General features: G+C 67.3%; 17 protein-coding genes. 15 read left to right on the forward strand and 2 right to left on the reverse strand.

Features of this window, described 5'->3' with window-relative positions; translation table 11 throughout:
- Window positions 1-345 precede the first annotated feature (345 nt).
- The 4 genes from ACZ4TG_RS34385 to ACZ4TG_RS34400 all read left to right on the forward strand — a co-directional run bounded on the left by ACZ4TG_RS34385 (window position 346) and on the right by ACZ4TG_RS34400 (window position 9,685).
- On the forward strand, window positions 346-7,707 hold the full coding sequence (locus tag ACZ4TG_RS34385) for a ricin-type beta-trefoil lectin domain protein (protein ID WP_468170972.1): 7,362 nt from the start codon (window positions 346-348) through the stop codon (window positions 7,705-7,707).
- A gap of 7 nt (window positions 7,708-7,714) precedes the next feature.
- Window positions 7,715-8,188, forward strand: a complete 474-nt coding sequence (locus ACZ4TG_RS34390) for a DUF4262 domain-containing protein (protein WP_468170975.1) — start codon at window positions 7,715-7,717, stop codon at window positions 8,186-8,188.
- A gap of 241 nt (window positions 8,189-8,429) precedes the next feature.
- On the forward strand, window positions 8,430-8,687 hold the full coding sequence (locus ACZ4TG_RS34395) for a hypothetical protein (RefSeq protein ID WP_468170978.1): 258 nt from the start codon (window positions 8,430-8,432) through the stop codon (window positions 8,685-8,687).
- Between the two features lie 740 nt (window positions 8,688-9,427).
- Window positions 9,428-9,685, forward strand: coding sequence for a helix-turn-helix domain-containing protein (locus ACZ4TG_RS34400; protein WP_468171097.1), 258 nt, complete (start codon window positions 9,428-9,430; stop codon window positions 9,683-9,685).
- 1,248 nt (window positions 9,686-10,933) lie between these two features.
- On the opposite strand, the gene ACZ4TG_RS34405 is transcribed toward ACZ4TG_RS34400, so the two are convergent.
- On the reverse strand, window positions 10,934-11,581 hold the full coding sequence (locus ACZ4TG_RS34405) for a TetR/AcrR family transcriptional regulator (protein ID WP_468170981.1): 648 nt from the start codon (window positions 11,579-11,581) through the stop codon (window positions 10,934-10,936).
- Window positions 11,582-11,685: 104 nt separating this feature from the next.
- Here ACZ4TG_RS34405 and ACZ4TG_RS34410 point away from each other — a divergent pair, with 104 nt between their 5' ends.
- The 10 genes from ACZ4TG_RS34410 (at window position 11,686) to ACZ4TG_RS34455 (ending at window position 20,712) form a co-directional block, all read left to right on the forward strand.
- Window positions 11,686-12,624, forward strand: coding sequence for a DMT family transporter (locus tag ACZ4TG_RS34410; RefSeq protein ID WP_468170984.1), 939 nt, complete (start codon window positions 11,686-11,688; stop codon window positions 12,622-12,624).
- Window positions 12,625-12,648: 24 nt separating this feature from the next.
- The gene (locus ACZ4TG_RS34415) at window positions 12,649-13,455 is read left to right on the forward strand and encodes an MBL fold metallo-hydrolase (RefSeq protein ID WP_468170987.1); all 807 of its coding nucleotides are present in this window, start codon (window positions 12,649-12,651) and stop codon (window positions 13,453-13,455) included.
- Between the two features lie 150 nt (window positions 13,456-13,605).
- Window positions 13,606-14,298, forward strand: a complete 693-nt coding sequence (locus ACZ4TG_RS34420) for a DsbA family oxidoreductase (RefSeq protein ID WP_468170990.1) — start codon at window positions 13,606-13,608, stop codon at window positions 14,296-14,298.
- 266 nt (window positions 14,299-14,564) lie between these two features.
- Window positions 14,565-15,779: an aminotransferase class I/II-fold pyridoxal phosphate-dependent enzyme gene (locus ACZ4TG_RS34425; protein ID WP_468170993.1), complete on the forward strand. Its 1,215-nt coding sequence runs from the start codon at window positions 14,565-14,567 to the stop codon at window positions 15,777-15,779.
- A complete protein-coding gene (locus ACZ4TG_RS34430; protein ID WP_468170996.1) occupies window positions 15,769-16,278 on the forward strand; it encodes a DUF6190 family protein in 510 nt (169 codons plus the stop codon). The genes ACZ4TG_RS34425 and ACZ4TG_RS34430 overlap by 11 nt, the downstream gene beginning before the upstream one ends.
- An 11-nt stretch (window positions 16,279-16,289) precedes the next feature.
- Window positions 16,290-17,078 carry a dihydrodipicolinate synthase family protein gene (locus tag ACZ4TG_RS34435; protein WP_468170999.1) on the forward strand — a complete coding sequence of 263 codons (789 nt, stop codon included), beginning with the start codon at window positions 16,290-16,292 and terminating at the stop codon, window positions 17,076-17,078.
- Window positions 17,075-17,917 (forward strand): iron-containing redox enzyme family protein, encoded by an 843-nt coding sequence (locus tag ACZ4TG_RS34440; protein ID WP_468171002.1) that lies wholly within the window; start codon window positions 17,075-17,077, stop codon window positions 17,915-17,917. Before ACZ4TG_RS34435 ends, ACZ4TG_RS34440 begins: the two co-directional genes overlap by 4 nt.
- Window positions 17,917-18,219, forward strand: a complete 303-nt coding sequence (locus ACZ4TG_RS34445; RefSeq protein WP_468171005.1) for a Rieske (2Fe-2S) protein — start codon at window positions 17,917-17,919, stop codon at window positions 18,217-18,219. Before ACZ4TG_RS34440 ends, ACZ4TG_RS34445 begins: the two co-directional genes overlap by 1 nt.
- Entirely contained in the window at window positions 18,216-19,661 is a 1,446-nt protein-coding gene (locus ACZ4TG_RS34450) for a purine-cytosine permease family protein (protein WP_468171008.1), read from the forward strand. Before ACZ4TG_RS34445 ends, ACZ4TG_RS34450 begins: the two co-directional genes overlap by 4 nt.
- Window positions 19,662-19,674: 13 nt before the next feature.
- Window positions 19,675-20,712: a PDR/VanB family oxidoreductase gene (locus ACZ4TG_RS34455; RefSeq protein WP_468171011.1), complete on the forward strand. Its 1,038-nt coding sequence runs from the start codon at window positions 19,675-19,677 to the stop codon at window positions 20,710-20,712.
- 213 nt (window positions 20,713-20,925) lie between these two features.
- On the opposite strand, the gene ACZ4TG_RS34460 is transcribed toward ACZ4TG_RS34455, so the two are convergent.
- A complete protein-coding gene (locus tag ACZ4TG_RS34460) occupies window positions 20,926-21,504 on the reverse strand; it encodes a helix-turn-helix domain-containing protein (RefSeq protein ID WP_468171013.1) in 579 nt (192 codons plus the stop codon).
- Window positions 21,505-21,726: 222 nt separating this feature from the next.
- Between ACZ4TG_RS34460 and ACZ4TG_RS34465 the strand changes: the two genes are divergently transcribed.
- Window positions 21,727-22,365, forward strand: a complete 639-nt coding sequence (locus tag ACZ4TG_RS34465) for a TetR family transcriptional regulator (RefSeq protein WP_468171016.1) — start codon at window positions 21,727-21,729, stop codon at window positions 22,363-22,365.
- Window positions 22,366-22,507 lie beyond the last annotated feature (142 nt).

Here is a 22,507-nt window from a genome sequence, read left to right on the forward strand (position 1 = left end):
CGACTCGCGCATGAAATGTGCGACCCGAGCATGACGCATCCCGCGGCTACCGTCACCTGCGAGAACATGCCACGAACACCCGATTCACCCTGATTGTCATGACCTACGTGCACGGTAAGTGATTAACTCCACATCAGATCCGAACCTATGGATTTAATCCGCTATCAGGCCGCAGAATCAGCACACTATTTATAAGTTTCCTGCCACACGTGTGTCATCAGCGTGGGCAGAGCGTGGGGGGTCCACATGTCGCCGTTCTCGGCGCATCATTTCCGCCTGCCCGGAAACAAGAGAGCCCGCGCAAGACGCGCGCGCCTCGCCGGGCGTACCGGCATCACCGTCTCGGTGGCGCTGATCACAACACTCCTGCCCATACAAGCCTGGGCAGCACCACCGGGCAGCCGCGACGGAGTCCAGCTGCCCGGACTCCAACAGGAGCTCAAGGCCAAACTCGACAAGGTCGAGGCCGCCAAGCTCGAAGGGTGGGCGGGGGCTCCGGTTCAGTCACCGCCGGAGTACGAGCCGTCGAAGGTGTCACCCCCGGCCGGCGGTACGGCCAGCGTCGCGCTCTCCGGGGATCAGCTTGTCCAGGCGGGGACGCTTCCGGTCAGCATCGGCAAGGCCTCGCCTACCGAGGCCAATCCGACGCCGGCGCCTCCGTCCGGTACCTGGTCGGTTGCCGTCGAGACCCGCACCGCCACTGAGGCCGCTAACGTCGACGGCGCGCTCATCAAGGTCACTCCGCCCAGCGAGGGCTCGACACCGGTCGACGTCCAGCTGGATTACAAGAAGTTCAAGGACCTCTACGGCACCGAGTGGGCAACCCGCCTGCAGCTCAAGCAGCTCCCGGCCTGCTTCCTGGACACCCCGCAGCTTCCCGAGTGCTCCGTCGCCCGAGACGTCCCAAGCGTCAACGACCCCGCCACCGGTACCGTCCGCGCCACCGTAGACCCGGCCACCGCCCCCGCCCAGGGCCTGCGCACCATGACCGGCAGCAGCGGCGGCCCCACAGTCCTGGCCGCCACCGACGGCGCATCCGGCGCAGGCGGCACCTACAAAGCCACCTCCCTCTCACCGACCGGCTCCTGGAGCGCGGGAGGCAGCGGCGGAGGCTTCTCCTGGTCCTATCCGCTGGAGGTGCCCGCACCGCCTGCCGGCCCGGCGCCGAAGATCGGCTTCTCGTACTCCTCGCAGGCCGTCGACGGCAAGACGTCCGTGGCCAACGGCCAGGCGTCCTGGGTCGGTGACGGCTGGGACTACGAGCCCGGCTACATCGAGCGCCGTTACCGCTCCTGCTCGGACGATCTGAAGGCCAACCCGGGCAAGCCGAACAACGACAACACCACGGACAAGAAGAAGAGCGACCTGTGCTGGGCCGGCGACAACGTCGTCATGTCCATGGGCGGCTCCACGACGGAGCTCGTCCACGACGCCACCACCGGTCAGTGGATCCCCGCGAACGACGACGGCTCCAAGATCGAGCACAAGACCGATACGACCGTCCCGAACGGCGCCAAGGACGGCGAGTACTGGATCGTCACCACGCGCGAAGGCAACCGGTACTTCTTCGGCCGCCACGATGTCGACGGCGCGGGCAGCCGCCCCGTCACCAACTCGGTCCTGACCGTCCCCGTCTTCGGTAACCACCCGGGCGAGCCCTGCTACCAGAGCACGTACGCCGCCGCCTCCTGCGATCAGGGCTGGCGCTGGAACCTCGACTACGTCGAGGACGTCCACGGCAACGCCATGATCATCGACTGGGCCAAGGAGACCAACCGCTACGCCAAGAACCAGAAGTTCAAGGAAGCGGTCACCTACGCCCGGGCCGGCTACCCCACCCAAATCACCTACGGACTGCGCAGCGACAACCTTTCCGGCCCCCCGGCCGCGAAGGTCGAGTTCAAGGTCGACGAACGCTGCATCAAGGAAGGCACCACGCAGTGCTCTGACGCCGAGTTCGAGGGCAACAACTACGGCGAGAAGCAGCCCTGGTGGGACACTCCCTCCACGCTCAACTGCAAGGCGACCGCCAAGGACTGTTACACCGACTCGCCGACCTTCTGGACGCGCAAGCGCCTGACCTCGGTGGTCACCTACGGTCAGCGCACCGAAGGCTCCACCGCGCTGTCCCTGGTGGACCGCTGGAACCTGACCCAGTCCTTCCCCCGCCAACGCACCGACACCCACCCTCCGCTGTGGCTGGAGTCCATCACCCGCACCGGCTACGGCACCACCAAGGACGGCGCCGGAAACCAGGAAGCCACCACGCTTCCCCCGGTCTCCTTCCTCGCCAACGTCCAGGACATGCCCAACCGCGTCGCCACCGGACCCAACGACGCGACCCCCGACTTCGACCGCCTGCGCGTGGAGACCATCCGCAGCGAGACCGGCGGCGAAACCAAGGTCGACTACTCCGCGCCCTGCCCCGTCGGAGGCACCCACCCCAAGCCCGAAGAGAACACCACCCGCTGCTACCCGGTTCACTGGACCCCCGACGGCGAGGTGGAAAAGCCCCCGCTGGAGTGGTTCAACAAGTACGTCGTCGACAAGGTGACCGAGAAGGACCGTGTCTCGCGCCAGCCCGACGTCATCACGAGCTACACGTATGAAGGCGACGCAGCCTGGGGCAAGGACAGCGACGAATTCTCCAAGCCGGAACTGCGCACCTACAGCCAGTGGCGCGGCTACGCCAGCGTGGTCGTCAGCAAGGGCATGACCGCCAACGCGGGCCAGCCCGATGCCACCGAGCAGTCCCAGACCCGGACCCGGTTCTTCCGCGGCATGTCAGCGGACGCCGGCCGCCCCAAGATCACGATCAAGGACTCCACCGGCACCGAAGAACTCGGCGAAGACCTGCCCCAGTACCAAGGGCAAGCGGCTGAGACCATCACCTACACCAAAGCCGGCGGCACCATCGCCTCCCGCGCCCTCACGTGGCCCTGGAGCCAGCAGACCGCGACCCGGCCCCGCGACGGCACCACCCCCCTGAACGCCTACCGCTCGGGTGCCTCCCGCACCGACGCGATCGAGACGATCAGTGGCGGCGCCACCCGGACCATACGCACCCGCACCACCTACGAACCCACCTACGGGCTCACCCAGAGCGTCCAGTCCGAGGCCGTCAGCCCCAACGGCACCGGCGGCTGGCAGACCACCCACCAGACGTGCGCAACCACAAGCTACGTCCACAACACCACCAAGAACCTGATCGGCCTCCCCGCACGCGTCCGCACCACATCGGGCGACTGCGCCCAAGCGGCCACCGCGGAACTGCTCTCCGACAGCCGCACGGCCTACGACGCGCTCGGCGCCTTCGGTACAGCCCCCACCAAGGGCCTCATCTACCAGGTAGACACCAACGACGCGGCCGGCACCGGCTGGATCACCACCGCCCGCACCGAATACGACGCGCTCGGCCGCTCCATCAAGGTGTACGACGCCGCCGGCAACACCGTCACCACGTCCTACAGCCCCGCCACCGGCCCGGCCTTCTCCGTCTCCGGCACCAACACGCTCGGCCACACCGTCACCACCAAGAACGACCCGGGCCGCGGCTCACCGCTCGAGAACACCGACGCCAACGGCCGCAAGATCAAGTCCACCTACGACAACCTCGGCCGGACCACCGCCGTGTGGACCACCTCCCAGAATCCGGCCACGGACAAGGCCGCCTTCACCTTCACCTACCAGATCTCCGAACACGAGCCCCCGGTCGTCACCAGCAGCACCCTCCAGGACGACGGCACCTACAGCCGGGCCCTGACCATCTATGACGGTCTGCTGCGGCCGCGCCAGAGCCAGGGCGAGGCCCTGGGCGGCGGACGGCTGATCACCGACACCCTCTACAGCGCGAACGGCACCGTCCGCCAGGTCAACAACGGCTACTACGCCGAGGGCGCCCCCCAGAACAAGATCTTCGTTCCGGAGAGCGTCTTCCACGTGCCGAACTCCACGGAGACGGCCTACGACGGCCTCGGCAGGGCCGTGCGCACCACCACCTTGTTCTCGGACGTGCCTCAGTACTCGTCCACCGTGCAGTACGGCGGCGACTACACGCTCACCCGCGGGCCCATGTCCATCGACGGCACTACCCCCCTCAAGGGCAGCAGCGCCTCGAGGACGTGGACCGACCCCCTGGGGCGTACCTCCGCCGTCGAGCAGGCCACGTCGAACGACCTCACCACCTGGAACAGGACCTCCTACGTCTACAACGTCCGCAACAAGCTGACATCCGTCACCGACGCGGCCGGCAACAAGTGGAAGTACGAGTACGACATCCGCGGCCGCCAGACAGCCTCGGAGGACCCCGACACGGGCCGCTCGGAATTCGGCTTCGACAACCTCGACCAGCAGACCTGGGCCAAAGACTCCAGCGGCCGCATGCAGTACACGACCTACGACGCACTCGGCCGCACCACCGAACTGCGCGACGATGCGGCGAACGGCCCCCTGGTCGCCGCGTGGGCCTTCGACACCCTGCCCGGCGCCAAGGGCCAGGCCGTGTCCTCGACCCGCTATGAAGGCGGTGCCGCGTACAAGAGCGAGGTCACCGGCTACGACGCCGAATACCGCCCCACCGGCTCCAGAATCATCATCCCGGACGTCCCCGGCACCAAGGGGCTGTCCGGCACCTACGCCTCCAACGTCACCTACACGCCGACCGGAAAAATCCAGTCCACCACCTCGCCGGCGACCCCCGGCGGCCTGGCCGCCGAGAAACTGATCACCCGCTACAACGCCGACGGTATGCCCCAGAGCGTCTCCGGACTCGCCTGGTACACCGCCGACGTCAAGTACAGCCCCTACGGCGAGGTCCTGCGCACCGCATCGGGCAACGCCCCGAACCGGGTGTGGACCAGCAACCAGTACAACCGGAACACCGGTCAGATGACCAACCAGGTCAGCGACCGCGAGACCGGGCCCAACCGGATCAGCGATGTTTCCTACGCCTACGACCCGGCCGGCAACATCACCTCCATCACCGACAGCCAGCCCGGCGGCCGCGAAGACCGCCAGTGCTTCGCCTACGACCCGATGGGCTCCCTGACCAAGGCCTGGACCGGCAAGACGGCCGCCTGCAACGGCCCCACCCTGGCCGACGTCACACCCGGCCCGGATGGTGACGGATTCTGGCAGGAATACCAGTTCGACGCCCTCGGCAACCGCACCAAGCTCACCAACAAGGACCTCACCAACAGCGCGCTGGACGACGAGACCACCTACACCTACGGCGTCACCATCGCCGGAAACGGCTCCCAGCCGCCCATCACCACCAAGCCCCACACCCTCGCCAAAGCCGAGAAGACCACCCGCAAACCGGGCTCCACCGTCACCTCGCTGTCCAACTACACCTACGACGCCTCCGGCAACACCAAGACCCGACGCATTGACGGAGACACCCAGACCCTGACCTGGGACCGCCGCAACAAGATCACCTCCGCCAGCAGCCCCGGCATCGGAGCCGTCTCCGTCGCCGGAGCCTCCGGCAAGTGCATCGACGTCGAGAACGGCAACACCGCCGACGGCACCCCCGTCCAGATCTACCCCTGCAACGAGACCAAACCCCAGAAATGGAGACTGACCGACAACACCGTCCGCGCCCTGGACAAGTGCCTGACCACCAGCGGCACCAAGCTGGTCCTGGCTGCCTGCGACGGTAGCGACAAGCAGAAGTTCGTCTACCGAGCCGGCGACAAGTCCCTCAACAACCCGGCCACCAACCAGTGCGTCGACGTCCCCAACAACGCCGCCGACGGCGGTGACCTCCAGCTCTGGGCCTGCAACGCGAGCGGCCCCCAGCAGTTCAGCTTCGACAACACCAGCACCTACATCTACGACGCCTCCGGCAACCGCCTCATCGAGGAAACCGGCAGCAGCCGCACCCTCTACCTCGGCGACACCCAGGTCACCGTCAACAAGGCCGGCCAGGCCCTCGACGCCGTTCGCTACTACAGCGGCCCCGAAGCCACCACCGTCCGACGGACAGGCGGAAAGGCCACCAACCACGAGCTGAGCATCCAGCTCGCCGACCACCACGGAACCGCCACCACATCGATCGACCTCGCCGGCGGCCAGAACATCATCCGCCGCAAGTCCGACCCGTACGGCAACCCCCGCGGCACCCAACCCGGAACCTGGCCCGGCAACCGCAGCTTCCTCGGCAGCGGCATCGACGACAGCGACACGAGCCTGACCCACATCGGCGCCCGCGAATACGAGTCCACAACCGGGCGTTTCATCTCCGTCGACCCCGTCATCGACATCACCAGCCCGACACAGATGAACGGGTACACCTACGCCAGTGGTGACCCCGTCAACGGCAGCGACCCGACGGGTCTGATCGAAGCCGACTGCTACCACGGCAACTGCGGCGGCCACTACAACCCCCGCGACGACGACCTGGCCGTAGACGACCCCAGGCGCCCGAGGCCCGCCACGGGCGGCTTCGATACCGCCTACGAACCCTCGGCCAGAACGCCCCACCCCGCCCCGAAGGGCAACTCTGGCGGTGGCGGCAACAAGGGCAGCTCCGCCAAGAAGTCCAAGAGCTGCGGCCTCATCTCCATGTGCACGCTCAACAAGGGATGGGACAAGACCAAGCAGATCTGGAAAGAAAACAAGGTACTGATCGTTTCGATCACTACCGAAGTCGTAGTCGGAATCGGCTGCGTGGCTGCCGCGGGCGCGGCAGGTGTCGCCACCGGCGGCGTCGGATTCGGACTCGCCGCAGGCTGCGGAGCAATCGCCGGCGCCGCAGGAGCCGCAGCAGCGAACTTCATGGATCCCAACGCCGACCACAGCCTCATGGGCGTCCTCAAGGACGTGGGGATGGGAGCGGCAGCAGGCGCCGCAGGCGGCGTCCTGGGAGCGGTAGGCGGTGTGGTCGTCTCCGCCGTCGGCAAAGCTGTCGGCAAAGCCGTCGGCCAGGTGGCTGGCAAGGTCGTCTCCAAAGTCAAGGCGGCGCTCGGAAAGTGCCCGGATAACAGCTTCGCGTCGGGAACCCTCGTCCTGATGGCTGACGGTTCCTCCAAGCCGATCGAGGAACTCGAGCCCGGCGACAAGGTCCTCGCCACAGACCCCAACACCGGCCAAACCGTCGCCGAGGACATCACGGCCACCATCCTCGGCCAGGGCACCAAAAACCTCGTCGAGATCACCGTCGACACCGGGGACGCCTCAGAAGTCATCACTGCCACCCACAACCACCCCTTCTGGTCAGTCGACCTCTCCGAGTGGATCGACGCAACAGACCTCCAACCCGGCCAGTGGCTCCGCACCAGCAGCGGAACTCAAGTCCAAGTCACAGAGGTCAAACGCTGGACCTCGCTCGCCACCACCGTCCACAACCTCACCATCGCCGACCTCCACACGTACTATGTGCTGGCGGGCGCTGTACCAGTCCTGGTACACAACGCAAATCTCTGCAACGTGCCTGGTGGCGCTCCGGGCAGTCGACCCGGCAAGGCGTTTACCCCCGCCGGCAAGAAGAGAGTTGTTGATGAAAACGAGCAGAGGTTTGGCGTTCCTACGTGCGAGTTGTGCGGGAAGGATGTTGTCCCGCCGGCGAAGTCAAAGAGCGGAGTAACGCCTCCCCAGGACGAGTGGCAGATCGATCACATTGCGCCTAAGTCGCGGGGGGGCTCAGGAGACCCTTCGAACGGTCAAGTCTTGTGCCGCGTCTGCAATCGGTTGAAGTCGGATAGTTGATGGATGGGTGAGTGTGAACGCTTCGGGACAGCATGATGCGGGTGCCATTCAGCGAAAGATCCATGAAGATGTGGCTAATCTGGGGTGGAGCTGGATCTGGGTTGATGACCCTGAAGGAGAATGGCCCGCATTCGCTTACAGCATCGGATTTCAGGCCAGTCACAGCCATCCAGAGGTAGTGATTGCTGGACTCCCCAAAGAGATCTCGGTGGAGGTTCTGGATTCGGTTCACGTGATGGTTTCGGCGGGTGACTCCTTCGAGGACGGGGATGTTAGTAGCGACATTCTCGAAGGGTTTCCTGTGAAATTTCGCCAAATCTCCGACCGCTTGGTGAACGCTAACCTGGTGCAGGCGGTTAATTTCTACAAGAATGGCACCGTTAGGGCGGTACAGCTTGTCTGGCCTGACCGGATTGGCAATTTTCCTGGAGAAATAGATGCACCTGCATGGCTGGATGCTAGGCAATCCCTGAGTTTCTGACGGATTGATGCGCTCATGCCTTTCAATCCTCACTGGTGGGCGGCATGGTGAAATCCGTGCGAAGATTTCAGATAGAGGATCTGCGGTGCTAATCCCACCTTGAGGTGGCATTAGTTGAGTAGTCCTCGAAGGTTCGCGCCTGCAAAAAAAGGCCCCGCCAGGTGTGTCTTGGCGGGGCTTCTGCGTGGGGTGACGGCAGCAGTTGACGGCAACGTCAGCGGACGAGGCCAGTGTGGGGCGCTTGTTCGTCGCCTTCGTGCGCCAGGCCCCGGAGCCGGGCAAGCACCACGGGCCGATCGCGAACTACCTGCTACGGGAGAAGATCGCCCGCGAGGCTCACGCAGCCGCAGCCGCAGCCGCAGCCGCAGCCGCAGCCGCAGCCGCAGCCGACTTCGCCGACCTCAGCGGTGACGAGCTGCTGGCATGGGAAGCGGAGCTGGACCAACGATGGGTCACGACCTGTGAGGAACACCAGCGGGTCTTCTGCGAGCGCCGGTAGATCAAACGAGAGAAGAGCCGGCGCGGCCTGTTCCTGCCACGTCTCCATGACGGCGACGCCGACTCGGATGCATCGCCATGCGAGAAACTCGAAGCCGCACTGGCCGAATCGAAGAAGCGTCGGCAGCAGCGCCCCTGACGGTCAGCCTGACACCTTGGCCAGATGCGGCGACAGTGAGAGCTGTTCAGAGTTTCTTCACTTGACCAAGGCGGCCCGCTGACGCGGGCCGCGCGCGCTCCGGCCCCGCCGGTCCGGGCGCGCAACACCACCAGCGAGCACTGTTCTGGGGCGCTGCCCCAGGCCCGGCCCTCTCTCCGAGGGGGAGGAGGCCGAGGGCGGGTGCGGCGCCCTCGTGCTGATGGGTGGCCGAGGCCGCGGGAGGGGTCCCTCGTCGCCCGGTCACCGGAGGCGCACCAGGAACCCCCGGGGGCCGCCAAGGCCAAGCGCAAGCGTCACCTGGTGAGCCTTGGCGGCCCCCGGAGAACCCTGGTACGGCGAAGCTGCCCGACCGACCAGGGACCCCTCCCGCTCAGGCCCAAATTCTGTTGGCGCCTCGGGCCCTGCCTGGTGCTGGCGACCTGCTCGGCACCAAGCGCGGTGGTGGGTCACCGCTTCGGGCGGGTATCTCCCGGATAGCCCTCGGTTGACTCGTCGGACCGGCGTACCGTGGCGCTGGAGGTGGTCAGTTGATGGCTACGGAACTGGTGGACAACGTCCGTAAGTACCGGCGTCGGGCCGGGATGAGTCAGGAAGAACTGGCCCAAGCCGCAGGCGTCTCGCCGGGGACAGTACGCAAGGTCGAGCAAGGCGGAACGGTCCACATGGAAACCCTTCATGCCGTCGCCCGCGCGCTGAGCGTAACCACAGCAACGCTTCTGGCGCCGGACGCTCCAGAGCCCCTGGGCCGTTCGGAGGACCCGAACTCCACGGATTCAGGCGCACAACCACGGACTCCGGAGGACCCCGAAACCCCTCCCCACCTGCATAAAAGCAGATAGAGGAGGGGTTTCCAGCACACGTACTATCAGGCAGGCGCCACGCCGGTCCTGGTTCACAATTGCGGGCCTGAGGCTAGAGCGGCAACGTAATCGGCGCCCGCGGACGCCACGATGAGCGCAGCAGCTCGGTTCCGTGGTACCGATATGGTTTCCACCGGTCACTCTTGTCATTCGTCCCGCCCGGCCTAATTCGAGCCCGAGATTGATTCCGCTCTCGCGGATGGCGGGCAGATCGCCGGTCGCGGAGCCGATAACTGTGCAGAGATCCGGGCCTGCAATGCTCTGATCGCCGAACATGGAGCCGATTTTTAGGATCAAGTCGGACGCTCGCTACGGTTGAGTGATATCTAATTCTTGACCGTTCGCAGTGCGACGGGCGTCCCAGAAGCGGCGTGTCTATCCTGTCAGAGTGTTCTTGTTCGGCGCGGAGCGACAGACCTGTCGAGGTGAGAAGAACGCGTGACTCGGAACTAGAGGAATTCCTCAGCTCGTTTGGCTGGGAGGTGCCTGGGGGTGCGTCGTGAAGCGGATGCCGTCGGGGCAGGTCTGGAGCGTGTCGGTTTCACCTGTCATGAGGAGGCAGGGAGCTTTTTGAGTGATTATCTCGGCCTGAAGATCGACCACCTTCCGGCCCTCGTTATCACTCGAGAGAGGATCTCAAGCTGGACGCATTTCGATCCGTCTCCCGTGGGCACTACCCGTGACGCGGGCGTGGCTCGCCGATGTGCAGGGGTAGCTGGCACCGCCCTGTACCCGATTGGAGTGGACAGCTTCCATCTGACCTCATATTCGGGAAGGGGTGGAAAGTTTTATGCACGGTTCGATTCATCGGTCTATCAATATGGGGAAGATTGTAATGCAATGTTCTCGATGATGAAGGCCGGAGTCCGATCAATCTCATGGGTGAGTGGATGCTTTCGTGAGAACGATGTGCCGTCGCCTTGCCGAAATGTGGGTCATTTGAATTCAACCCCCTCTCGGCTGAGATTCAAATTCGCTGAAAAAGCACGCATAAGCCCTCATCGACAGTGATGTCGATGAGGGCTCAAGGGCGTTTGACGACAGTAGTTGTCTCGCTCTCCACACCCACGACTCTCGGACCTCCACCATGTCGAGGGTCAGGCGACCGCCGACCCGGCCCCCGTCAGAGGCGGTTCGCGGTCGGCGGGGTCAACGCGGCACGCTGTCAGGCGGTTTTGGTCCGCCGACGGACTGCCGGCCGGTGAGCCATGTCGCCCTGCACGGGGTTCAGTGCTGGGCGGGGCCCAGGAGGCGGCGGGCGAAGACGGCGAGGGCCTGGGCGATGCGCTCGTGCGAGATGCCCAGGGTGTGCCGCTGATGGTGGTAGAGCTCGGGGGCCAGGGGCCCCAGGGCGATGTCGGCGAGCGCGTCCGGGTCGGGTGCGCCGCCGGCGGTCAGCAGCGTGCGTACGTGAAGGTGCCAGAAGCCGTAGGCACCGGTGACGTAGCGGGAGGGCCCCAGCTCGGCGCCCAGCGCGAGCGGCAGGTGGCGGCGGAGCAGGTCCAGGTACGCGATGTAGAAGGCGGCCAGGCGTTCGGCGGGCGGTGCGTCCGGGCCCAGGGGGGGAGGGCCGTAGATCATCTGCCCCTGTAGCCGCCGTTCGTGCTCGTCCAGCAGGGCGATGGCGACGGCCGACGGGTCGGGGAAGGACCGATAGAGGGTCGCGCGGCCGACGCCCGCGGCTTTGGCGATCTGCTCCATGGTCACGGTGCGCGGATCGCACGCGGTGAAGAGGGTCTCGGCGGCGGAGAGGATCTGGGCGCGGTTACGCACTGCGTCGGCACGCTGCCGGGGCTGGGCCGCGCCGCGGGTCGGGGCCTGGAGATCTCCGCGGAGGACTACGGGCGGGACGGGATTCTCGTCGCCGTTGTTCATGCGGATCACCTTACTTGCCAAAAGTTAAGTGGACATGTTGTCCGTTTGCCCCTGGAAGGCATATGTTAAGTGGGACGACCGTCCGTTTGAAGTGTGGAGACGAGATGAACGCTGCGCTGCTCGCGGCAGCCCTCCTGGTCGGCTGCCTCCTGGCCGTCCAGGCGTCGGTGAACCTGCAGCTGAACAAAGCCGTGGGGACGCCTTACGGCGCCTCCACGGTCCAACTGAGCGTGGCCACCGGGCTGTTGGTGGTCCTGGCGGCGGTGACGGGTTCGCTCGGAGCCCTCGGAAAGATCCCCGACGTCGAGTGGTGGCACCTGCTGGGCGGCCTCGCCAGCCCCCTCTACATCACCAGCGGGATCCTGCTCTTCCCCCGCCTGGGAGCCTTGGCCTCGGTCGGGCTGTTCGTCACGGGGCAGATGTTCTCCTCCCTGGTCCTGGATCTGGGAGGCTTCTTCGGGCTTGAGAAGAAGGGTCTGAGCCCCGGCATCGCCCTCGGCGCCCTCGCCGTCCTGGCCGGCATCATCGTGATCATCCGGGGCCAGAAGGCGTCCGCCCCGCCCGGCGCTCCCTCGATGTCGGGCGCGGGCCGGGTCGGTTGGATCGCGCTCGGCATCATCGCCGGCGGCGTGCTGCCGGTGCAGGGTGCGGTCAACGCCAAGCTCCGGCACGGACTGGGCGCCCCGATCACGGTGGCGGCGTTCAGCTTCACGGTGGCCACGCTCACCATCGCCGTCGTCCTGCTGGTGCTGCGCCTGACGGGGAAGACGCCCAAGCCGCAGCTGGCCCCGCTCAAGGCGATGCCGTGGTGGGGCTGGCTCGGCGGAGCCTGCGCCGCGGGCTATGTCACCGGCACCTTCCTTCTGATCCCCGAGATCGGCGCGGCGGTGACCGTCGGGCTGACCGTGACGGGCCAGCAGCTGACTTCGGCCCTGATCGACCACCGCGGCATGTTCAAGCTGCCGACCCGGGTGCTGACCGCGCCGCGGCTGACGGGGCTCGGCCTGCTGCTCGCCGGGTCGTTGGCCATCCAACTCGTATGACCTTGAGAGAGAGGGCTGTTCCTGGTGGAGACTTACGCCGCAGGACGCGAACTGTACGTCCTGCCCTCTGAACTGCCGATACCCGACATCGGCCTGCAGCCGGTCAACGCCTACCTGGTGCGCGGCGAACAACCGCTGCTGGTGGACACCGGCATGCCCGTCGACCGGGCGGCGTTCGAAGAGGCCCTCTGGTCCCTGGTGGACCCCGCCGATCTCCGGTGGATCGTGGTCACCCACGACGACCGGGACCACACCGGCAGCCTGACGCGCCTGCTCGAACGCGCCCCCGGCGCCAAGGTCATCACGAACGGGATATCGCTCACCCGCCTGTCCGAGGAATTCGCCATCCCGCGCGAGCGGGTGGTGACCGTGAATCCCGGGAGCCGAATATCGATCGGTGACCGGAATCTCAGCTTCCTTAGGCCACCCACCTTCGACTCTCCGGGAACGCTGGCCGTATTCGACCACGCGGACGGTACGCTTTTCAGCTCGGACAGTTTCGGTACCGTACTGCCGGAATCCGTGCAGCGGTTCGATGATGCCGACGTGAAGGAATTCTTCGAAGGCTTCGACCTGCTGAATCGGGCCATCGCTCCGTGGACGGCCCTGGTGGACGCGGAAAAATTCCACCGCACCGTCCAGTCGGTTTCTTCCCTTTCCGCCGCCCGGCTGCTGTCCGCCCACGGGCCGGCGGTGGAGGGCCGCACGGTCACCGCCCTGATGGAGGCCATGGCCCGCATCCCGTTCCTGCCGTCATGGCTTCCGGGTGCGGACATCGATCTCGAAGCCGCCCTGGACGCCCACGGCGCCGTTGACGCCACGCGCCGTTGACGCCACGCGCCGCTCAACCACGCGCCGTTGACGCCACGCGCCACCGACCCACGCGCCCCCGACCCACGTGCCCCTGCACCAAGCGCCACCGAACCAAGCGCCACCGAACCCCTACCCACCGCCGCTTCCCCAGGACCATCGGAGCCACCCGTGACCGCAGCATCCCTGACCCCGCCGCCGGGCATCATCACCGTCTTCTCGGACATCTGGTGTTCCTTCGCGCACATCGCCATCCACCGCCTGCACGCCACCCGCAAGCGGCTCGGGCTCGAGAGCCAAGTCAGCTTCGACCTGCGGGCCTTTCCCCTGGAGCTCCTGAACGACGCGCCCAGCCCCCGCCCGGGAACCGACAGCGAAGTGGGCCGGATGGCCAGCCTGGAACCAGAGGCCGGCTGGCAGCTCTGGCAGGCCAAGGACTGGCTCTACCCCTCCACCATGCTGCCCGCGCTGGAAGCGGTCCAGGCCGCCAAGGAGCAGTCCCTGACCGCCTCCGAGCAGCTGGACCTGGGCCTGCGCAAGGCCTTCTGGGCCGAGTCGAGGTCCCTGAGCCACCGCAAGGTGATCCTGGACGTCGCCGCCGAGACCGGCGTCGTCGACGTCACCGCGCTGGCGAGCGCGCTGGACGACGGCCGCGCTCGCAGCACCCTCTCCGGCCAGGCCGCCATCGCCCGTACGGACGCGGTCCGCTGCAGCCCGCACCTGTTCCTGCCCGACGGCACCGACTGGGCCAACCCCGGGATCGAGGTGCGCTGGGAAGGCTCGTACGGCGTCGGATTCCCCGTTATCGAATCCGACGACCCGAAGATCTTCGAAGACCTTCTCCTGGCGGCTGCCACCGGATAGCGGGAAGCGCCCTGGTCTGTATTGCCGCGCCGTCGCGCGGGACCAGAAATTCGAGAGCGGCCGAGAATTCCAGTCCCCTGGAGTTCTCGGCCGCTTTTCGTTCGCCATGCGGAAAACATCACGGTGATTATCGTATTCGTAACCCGGGTGTGATTCATGCTTTCGAGTGATTTCTGTAGCGTTTCCGGTGTGTTGCTGAAGGCGTCCTCTTCTTTGAGGCGCCTGGCGACCGGGACTTTTCCAGAAGAAATTACAGGGAGAATCTCATGCCCGAGAACGCGGCCACCGTTGCGTCGTCGTCCGAGAGTGGTTCCAAGAAGGCAGACGTCAGTAGCTTCGTTGACCTCACCCAGCACGAGATCGAAGCATTGAAGACCCGGTACAACCTCGCCGACGCACACACCCACCAGCGCCAGTCCCCCAGCCAGGACGCGATCGTGGCCCGGCTTCCCGAGCTCTGGTACGAATCGGAGTCCAAGCAGCAGTCCCACTTCGAGGCGCAGTTCATCGACGCCTTCTTCCGGCTGCACCGCCAGCCCACGGCCCGCGCCATGGGCCGCACGCTGCTCTCCTACTCCGCCAGCGTCTCCACGATGGTCGCCGGCATGTACCTGAAGAAGCGCGAGATGTCGGTGGCTCTCGTCGAGCCGTGCTTCGACAACCTCGTCGACCTGCTGCGCAACATGCAGGTGCCCATATCGCCGCTCCCGGAGCAGGCGCTGCACAAGACGGCGGAGATCTACGACCGCCTGGTGGAGAACATCACCGCCGACGCGATCTACCTCGTCGACCCGAACAACCCGACCGGCTTCACCCTCCTGGCGCAGGATCTGGAGGGCTTCCGCGAGGTGGTCCGCTACTGCGTGGACCACGACAAGGTCCTGGTCATGGACTTCTGCTTCGCCTCCTTCGCGCTGTGCGACGACTCGATCGGCCGCGTGGACATCTACAAGCTGCTGGAGGAGTCCGGGGTCACCTACATGGTGATGGAGGACACCGGGAAGACCTGGCCGATCCAGGACGCCAAGTGCGCCATGATCACCGCCAGCCTGGACATCCAGGAGGAGGTGTACAACCTCCACACCAGCGTCCTGCTGAACGTCTCACCGTTCGTTCTGAACATGGTCACCCAGTACGTCGAAGACTCCATCGCAGACGGCTTCTCCTCCGTCCGGGAGATCATCACCACCAACGGCACGGCGGCCCGCGAGACCATGGAGGGCAGCATCCTCCAGTTCCAGGAGCCGGTCGTCGGCACCTCCGTCGCCTGGTTCAAGATCCTCAGCGACGAGGTCACCGCCACCGAACTCCAGGCCGTCCTCTTCGACGAGGAGGTCTACGTCCTGCCCGGCACCTTCTTCTACTGGAACACGCCCGAGCGCGGCGAGCGGTACATCCGCCTGGCCCTCGCCCGCAACCCCGAGGTGTTCGCCGCCGCCATGGACCGTACGAAGAAGGTGCTCGAGCGCTATGCCCGCTGACCCCTCCGGCGTCTTCATCGACGCCACCGTGTTCATGGGAATGCACAGCAGCGACCAGGCCGTCCGAAGGGCCTGCAAGCGGTTCTTCGCCGGCCGGCTCGCCGGCGGCAGCGGCGTCACGATGAGCTGGGAGCAGGTCGGCCGCTGCGACGACCTCGTCTGGGGTTACAGCCGGGCGGTCCAGGACGCGTACTACCCGTTCATGGACGTCCTGCACACCGAGATGACCATCGCCCGCATCGGCTACGACGAAGAAGACGCAGGCAGGGCCTTCGCGATGCCGGAACTGGCCGGGCTTCCCAGCCACGAACGTCTCCTGCTCGGCCAGGTCTTCTCCCGGTCCGGCCTGCTGTACACCGCGAGCCCCCGGCTGACCGGCCGCGACGGACTCCCGGTCGCCGCCGTCCCGGACGCACCGGTCGAGGACTCCTTCCCCGACCACCTCGAAAAGCTCTACCAGGACTCCCTGGTCCTGACCGTCGAACCAGCCACGCTGTGAGGAGCCCGGGCATGTACTCAGGCACGATCGTCCCCCTCATCACCCCGTTCCACGAAGACGACACCGTCGACGAGCAGAGCACGGCCCGCCTCATCGGCCACGTCCGCTCCGAGGTCACCGCCCTGATGCCGGCACTGACCTCCGGAGAGGGCTGGAAGCTCAGCGAGCGGCAGTGGACGGACATCGTCACCTACACCGTCCGCCACTCCGGCGGCCTTCCGGTGCTCGTCGGGATCCAGCTTCCCGACACGGCGCAGATCATCGAACGCGCCCGCCTCGCGACGGAGCTCGGTGCCGACGCGGTGGTGGTCACGACCCCCTTCGGCGCCGACGTCACCCAGGACGACATCGTCGCCCACTACCGGGCGCTGCGCAGCGCCACCGACGCCCCGATCTTCCTCTACAACGAGGAAGCCCTCTCGGGCAACCGGATCGAGTACGACACCCTGCTGACCCTGTGCGAGATACCCGGCATCGTCGGTATCAAGGAGTCCAGCGGCGATGCCGCCTTCACCCGGAAGATGGCCGAAGCGAGCACGGGCGTGCCCGTCTTCGAGGGCTGGGAGAACCTGATCTCGGCGGCATCCGGCATCAACGGCTTCATCGGCCCGCTGGCCAACCTCGAACCCGCCCTCTGCAACGCGATCCTGGTCGACCCCTCACCGGAGCGCCAGGCCGAGGTCGACGCCACCTGTGAGACCTACGGGGTGTTCAAGGACGACTGGTACCGGTGGGTGAAGAAGGAGCTTCACGCCCGGGGCATCATCGCCACTCCCGCGGTCCACGAGGAGCTGCGGTGAACCCGACCATGGTCGCCGCCCGCCTGCAGCGGGACAGGACGCAGCGGGAGCTGTACGAGCTGTACCGGCAGGTTCCCGACGTCGAGGGCTACGCGGCCATGCTCGGCCTGGAGGAGCAGTGGATCCTGCCGATGGCCCGCGCCCACGAGGCGGACGCTCCGGAATTCTCCGACACGGGGGAGCTGCTGGAGGCGCTGAAGGAGTTCCTGGCCGCCGAAGAGGCGCAGATCTCGGACAACCACCGGTTCCTGGCCAACGAGGCCAACCTCGACCAGTTCAAGGTCCTGGCCCGGGAGTTCGCCCTCGACGGGCTGACCGAGTCCGAGTCGCTGCTGCCCGTCGTGCCCCGACTGCCCTACCGCTCCGGCATGGCGGTCTTCCGGGTCCTGATCGACGAACTGGGCTGCGGCAACGACGAGAAGTCGCACTCCCAGCTCTACCGCGACCTCCTGCACGAGCTGGAGCTGAGCACCGACCTGGACAGCTATCTCGACGTCACGTCCCCGGAAAGCTACGCGTACGTCAACATGTTCCACTGGCTGGCCAGCCGCGCTCCCTCACCCCAGTACTTCCTGGGAGCGTACGGCTACTTCGAGTCCAGCGTGCTGTACGGATTCCAGAGCTTCGCCCGTGCGGCCAAGCGGCTGGGCATCCAGCAGGACGCGTACTACACCGAACACCTGTACATCGACTCCTACCACAGCAACCACATGCGCACCGCGATCCGGTCGCTGGAGGAGCCCGACCTGGCGAAGATCTGGGCCGGTGTACGGCTGGCCAGTGACATCGTCGGGAACGCCACCGAGGCGGCCATCACCCGTGCGCGGAAGGTCTCCTGATGGGCTCTGACGGGTCGATCCGCGAGGTCAGCGAGGAGCTGGTGCTCGTCGAGGTGGCCGGGCGCAAGGTCCTGGCGTCCGCCCGGTGCCCGCACCGGCAGGGAAAGCTGAAGTTCGCCCGGGTCGACGGCGGCCGACTGAGGATCACCTGCCCGCTGCACTACTCGACGTTCGACCTGGCCACCGGCGAACGCACCTCCGGGCCGGCGTGCGACCCGCTGCGGATCGTGGACACGCTTCCCGGTCAGTCGGCGTCGCCGGCCGGTCAGGACCGGCCGGCGACGGGACGGGCCGGAGCATGAGCGCCCTGCACGAGGGGGCGGCGCCGACCACGGCGCCGCCCCGCCCGTCCCCGCCGAACGCCGACGGCATCGAGCCGATACCCGAGGCCGAGCGGACCTCACGGCCCGCGGACTTCGGGTGGATCTGGCCGTCGGCCCAGTTCTCCTTCGGCACCGTGGTCCTGGGCGCCCTGCCCGTCGTCTTCGGCCTGGGCTGGTGGGGCGCCATCACGGCCATCGTCGTCGGCGTCGCGGTCGGAACCGCCCTGCTGGCGCCCCTCGCCCGGCTGGGCGCCCGGACCGGAACCAACGATCCCATCGCGTCCGGCGCCCACTTCGGGGTGCGCGGCCGCGTCATCGGCAACCTCATCACGATCGTCACCGCGCTCGGATTCTTCGCCATCGCCGTGTGGACCGGCGGAACCGCCATCATGGTCGCCGCCCATCGCATGGCCGCCACTCCCACGGGGCCGCGCGCGCTGACCGTCGCGATGGTCGTCACCGCGTCCGTGGTCGCCGTCGTCGCGGTGCGCGGGCACGCCGTCCTGGTGCGGACGTACCGGATCACCGCGGTGATCGGCGCGATCGTTCTGGTCGGCACGGTCGTGGTGCTCGCGCCCCGGTTCAGCGCCGGGTACGCGGGCGGGGACTACGTGCTCGCCAGCCCGCTCCACACCTGGCTGCTGGCGACCACCGCCTCGGCGACGGTCCCCCTGTCCTACGCCACGTTCCAGGGCGACTACACCCGCTACATGCCCTCGACCACCCCGCCGGGAAAGCTGGTGCGCTACTCGGGCGCGGCCATGTTCCTCAGCAGTCTCGCCGCCCTGGGCACGGGGGCCTACGTGAGCACCCTGCTCTCCAGCCCGCAGGCGCCCTGGCTCCAAGGACTCACCGAAGCGGTCCCCGGCTGGTTCGCGATCGTGGTGGTGGTCTTCGGCTTCGCCGGGACCATCCCGCAGGGAGCCGTCTGCCTGTACGCGGCCGGCCTGTCCGCGAACTCGATGTTCTGGCGCGCTTCACGCTCCGTGGTGACGGCGGTGGTCGCCGCGCTGGCGCTGGTCGTCCTGTACCTGGGGGCGGTGGTCTACGACGCCATGGAGTCCATGGGGGCGTTCGTGACGCTGCTGCTGACCGTCGTCGCCCCGTGGGCCGCGGTGCTCATGGTCGGCTACCGCCTCCACGCAGGCGCGTACCGGCCCCAGGACCTGCGGGCCTTCACGACCGGCGGGGGAGGGATCTACTGGTACACCCATGGGGTCAACCCGCGGGCCGTGGCGGGCTTCGCGGCCGGATCCGTCACGGGCGCGCTGTGGGTCAACAACCCGCTCTACGTGGGCCCGCTGACCGAGCTGACCGGCGGGGTCGACCTCAGCCTGCCCGTCTCCTTCGCGGTGACGGCCGCCGTGTACGCCCTGCTGTGCCGCAGATGGCCCGAACCGGGCCGCACGCGCCTGATCTGACGGAAGGTTCCCGATGGTTCACGTGAACCCGTCGCCGCCCTCGTCCCCCTCGCCGCCGTCGTCCCCCTCGCCGCCCTCGCCGAACTCGCCGCCGTCGTCGATCCTGCGCCGCCTCCTCGTCCGCGAGACCGTGCCCGAGGCCGACGGCGTGCTGGGGATCGTGCTAGCCGACCCGCGGGGGACGGAGTTGCCCGCCTGGGAGCCCGGGGCCCACCTGGAAGTGCACCTCCCGTCCGGACGGATACGGCACTACTCCCTGAGCGGCGACCCGGAAGACCGGACCGCCTACCGCGTGGGCGTACTGCACGAGCCGGACGGGAGGGGCGGATCCGAGGAGGTGCACACCACCCCTCTCGCAGGGCGCCTGCTGGACGTGCGCGGCCCCGTCAACCGCTTCCCCCTCGTCACCGCCGAGCGGTATGTCTTCATCGCCGGCGGGATCGGCATCACCCCGATCCTGCCCATGATCCGGCAGGTCGCGGCCACCCCGGCCGCCTGGTCGCTGCTGTACGGCGGCAGGACGCCGATGTCCATGGCCTACCTGCACGAACTCGCTGCCCTGGGCGCCGAGAACATCACGATCGCCCCCGAGGACAGTCATGGACTCCTGGACCTCGACCAGGTGCTGAGCGGCCTGCCGGACACCACCGCCGTCTACTGCTGCGGCCCGAACGGCCTCATCCGGGCCGTGGAGGAACGCTGCGCCGTCCTCCTGCCCGCCGGTGCCCTGCACGTGGAGCGCTTCTCCGCCACCCCCACCAGCAGCGCCCCCCGGCCGCAGGCGGGCGCCTTCGAGGTGGAACTGCGCCGCAGCGGCAGGGTTCTCCACGTCGCGGCCGGGCGGAGCCTGCTCGACGTCGTGCGCGAAGCGGTCCCCTCGGTGCCCTCCTCCTGCGAGGAGGGGGTGTGCGGGACCTGCGAGACCAAGGTTCTCGGCGGCATTCCGGACCACCGCGACGCCGTCCTGTCAGACGCGGAGAAGGAGGCCGGAAACACGATGATGATCTGCGTCGGCCGGGCGAGGAGCAGCCGCCTGATTCTCGACCTCTAGCCCGCGGGCGTTTGCGGGGGGACACTCCGGGGCCGGGGTCGGGATCGCCGACTGCCGGCTCGTCAGGAGTGTCGAGGTCGTTGCGCGGATGCCGCTGCTCAAGAGGTCGTCCAGGGCGAGCTGAGGCGGAACTGACCACCCGCCGGCAGCGTGCTGGTGCGCCGGCGGACCGTGGATGCCACCGGCATCAGCCGGTCGATGTGCGGGCAGTGCCTAAACGAGGTGTCTGGTGCCGGGGATGTAGGCGGCCAGAGTCATCTCGACGGTGACGTCTCCGTCGTTGCGGTATCCGTGGGGCACGTCGGCGATGAGCGCCGCCGAGCAACCGGTGGGCATCGGGTGGGTGTCCCCGTCCACGATGAGCGTGAGCTCTCCCGCCGTGACGTGGAGGAGTTCGGTGGTGCCGGCCGGGTGGGGGGAGGAGTTGCTCGCGTCACCCGGTTCGAGCCGCCATTGCCACAGCTCGAAGGCGTTCTGGTTGCTGTGCCCGGCCAGGAGTGTGCTGGAGCTTCCGGCGTCGGTCGACCACACGCGCACGGCCTGACCCGGGGGAGTGAGGCGGACACGTGGCTCCTGGTCGCAGTCGAGCAGAGCCGTCATGTCGACTCCGAGGGCGTCGGCGAGTTTGACCATGGTCTCCAGGCTGGGATTGGTGCGGGCTTGCTCGACCTGGATGACCATGCCGCGACTCAGTCCCGCGCGGGCGGCCAGTCCATCGAGGGTGAGGCCGCGACGGGTGCGCCAGTGTTTGAGGTTGCAGGCGAGTGATTGTGAAAGCTGGTCGATGTCCAACGCGTCTCGTCCAATACATTAGACGGTGAAGTTCACTCCCGTAGTCTATGCTCCGCAGCGATGGAACGTTGAACACAGTCGTATGTACGGCCAGTTGGCCGTGGCAGCGACGGCATTCCGCTCCCCCTCGCCGACCGTGGCAGGGACCGGACGGAGCGCTGTACGTGGTTGTGCCCGGACCGTCCTGTGGCGGCTCGGGGAGGACGCGCACGGGGAGTGTCAGTGGCAATTCAGCAACGAGCGGCGAGAACGAAGCAGATCATCTTACGTGCCGCGGCCGCGGAGTTCGATGAGGACGGCTACGAGCGGACGTCGCTGAGCCGGATCGGCCTACGGGCCAAAGTGACGACGGGGGCCGTGGTCTTCCACTTCGCGTCGAAGGCGGCTCTGGCCGAGGCGGTCGGGCAGCTGTCGCGCACGGTGACCCGCAGGGCCGTCGAGTCAGCGGCGAACACGGTGTCGGGGCCGGTGCGCAGGCTGGTCGCCGTCACCCGCACGATCATCGAGCTCTTCGAGACCGACGAGGTGGTGCGGGCCGGTGAACGGCTGTCGCGGGAGCTGAAGCCGCAGGGGAACGTACACGAGGAGTGCCCGTGGCGGCGGGAGGTGGCACGGCTGTCGCGGGCGGTGGAGTCCGAAGGGCTGTTACGACCCGGGGCGGACGCGACGGCGCTGGCCGCACTGATCAGCTACGTGGTCAGCGGCGTCGAGCTGGCGATGCGGCGCGCGCCCCTGCCCGCAGACGAGCCCTGGCTCGGCGAGGCCGGCTCACTGGACGGCGCGGCCCAGCTCCGGCTGGAGCAGATCTGGGACCTGCTGCTGCCCCTCCTGGGCGATCAGGTGCGCGTCGGGGCCCACTGACACTCCGGCTGCAAGGGGACGGTGCGTCACCACCTGTGCGCCGTACGAGCCGTCCCCACCGCGCCCGAGTTGCGTGACGGCCCCGAAGAACCCCTCGTACACGCCGCTCAACGCCCGCACCACCCGAGCCACCTGGTCGGCC

The sequence above is a fragment of the Streptomyces sp. NPDC028314 genome (assembly GCF_055565795.1).

Excerpts from the sequence above, each read along its gene's own strand:
- ACZ4TG_RS34430 (WP_468170996.1), top strand. The coding sequence starts at position 15,769 with ATGCCCGCTGACCCCTCCGGCGTCTTCATCGACGCCACCGTGTTCATG.
- ACZ4TG_RS34405 (WP_468170981.1), bottom strand. The coding sequence starts at position 11,581 with ATGAACAACGGCGACGAGAATCCCGTCCCGCCCGTAGTCCTCCGCGGA.
- ACZ4TG_RS34400 (WP_468171097.1), top strand. The coding sequence starts at position 9,428 with ATGAGTCAGGAAGAACTGGCCCAAGCCGCAGGCGTCTCGCCGGGGACA.
- ACZ4TG_RS34450 (WP_468171008.1), top strand. The coding sequence starts at position 18,216 with ATGAGCGCCCTGCACGAGGGGGCGGCGCCGACCACGGCGCCGCCCCGC.
- ACZ4TG_RS34435 (WP_468170999.1), top strand. The coding sequence starts at position 16,290 with ATGTACTCAGGCACGATCGTCCCCCTCATCACCCCGTTCCACGAAGAC.
- ACZ4TG_RS34445 (WP_468171005.1), top strand. The coding sequence starts at position 17,917 with ATGGGCTCTGACGGGTCGATCCGCGAGGTCAGCGAGGAGCTGGTGCTC.
- ACZ4TG_RS34425 (WP_468170993.1), top strand. The coding sequence starts at position 14,565 with ATGCCCGAGAACGCGGCCACCGTTGCGTCGTCGTCCGAGAGTGGTTCC.
- ACZ4TG_RS34455 (WP_468171011.1), top strand. The coding sequence starts at position 19,675 with ATGGTTCACGTGAACCCGTCGCCGCCCTCGTCCCCCTCGCCGCCGTCG.
- ACZ4TG_RS34410 (WP_468170984.1), top strand. The coding sequence starts at position 11,686 with ATGAACGCTGCGCTGCTCGCGGCAGCCCTCCTGGTCGGCTGCCTCCTG.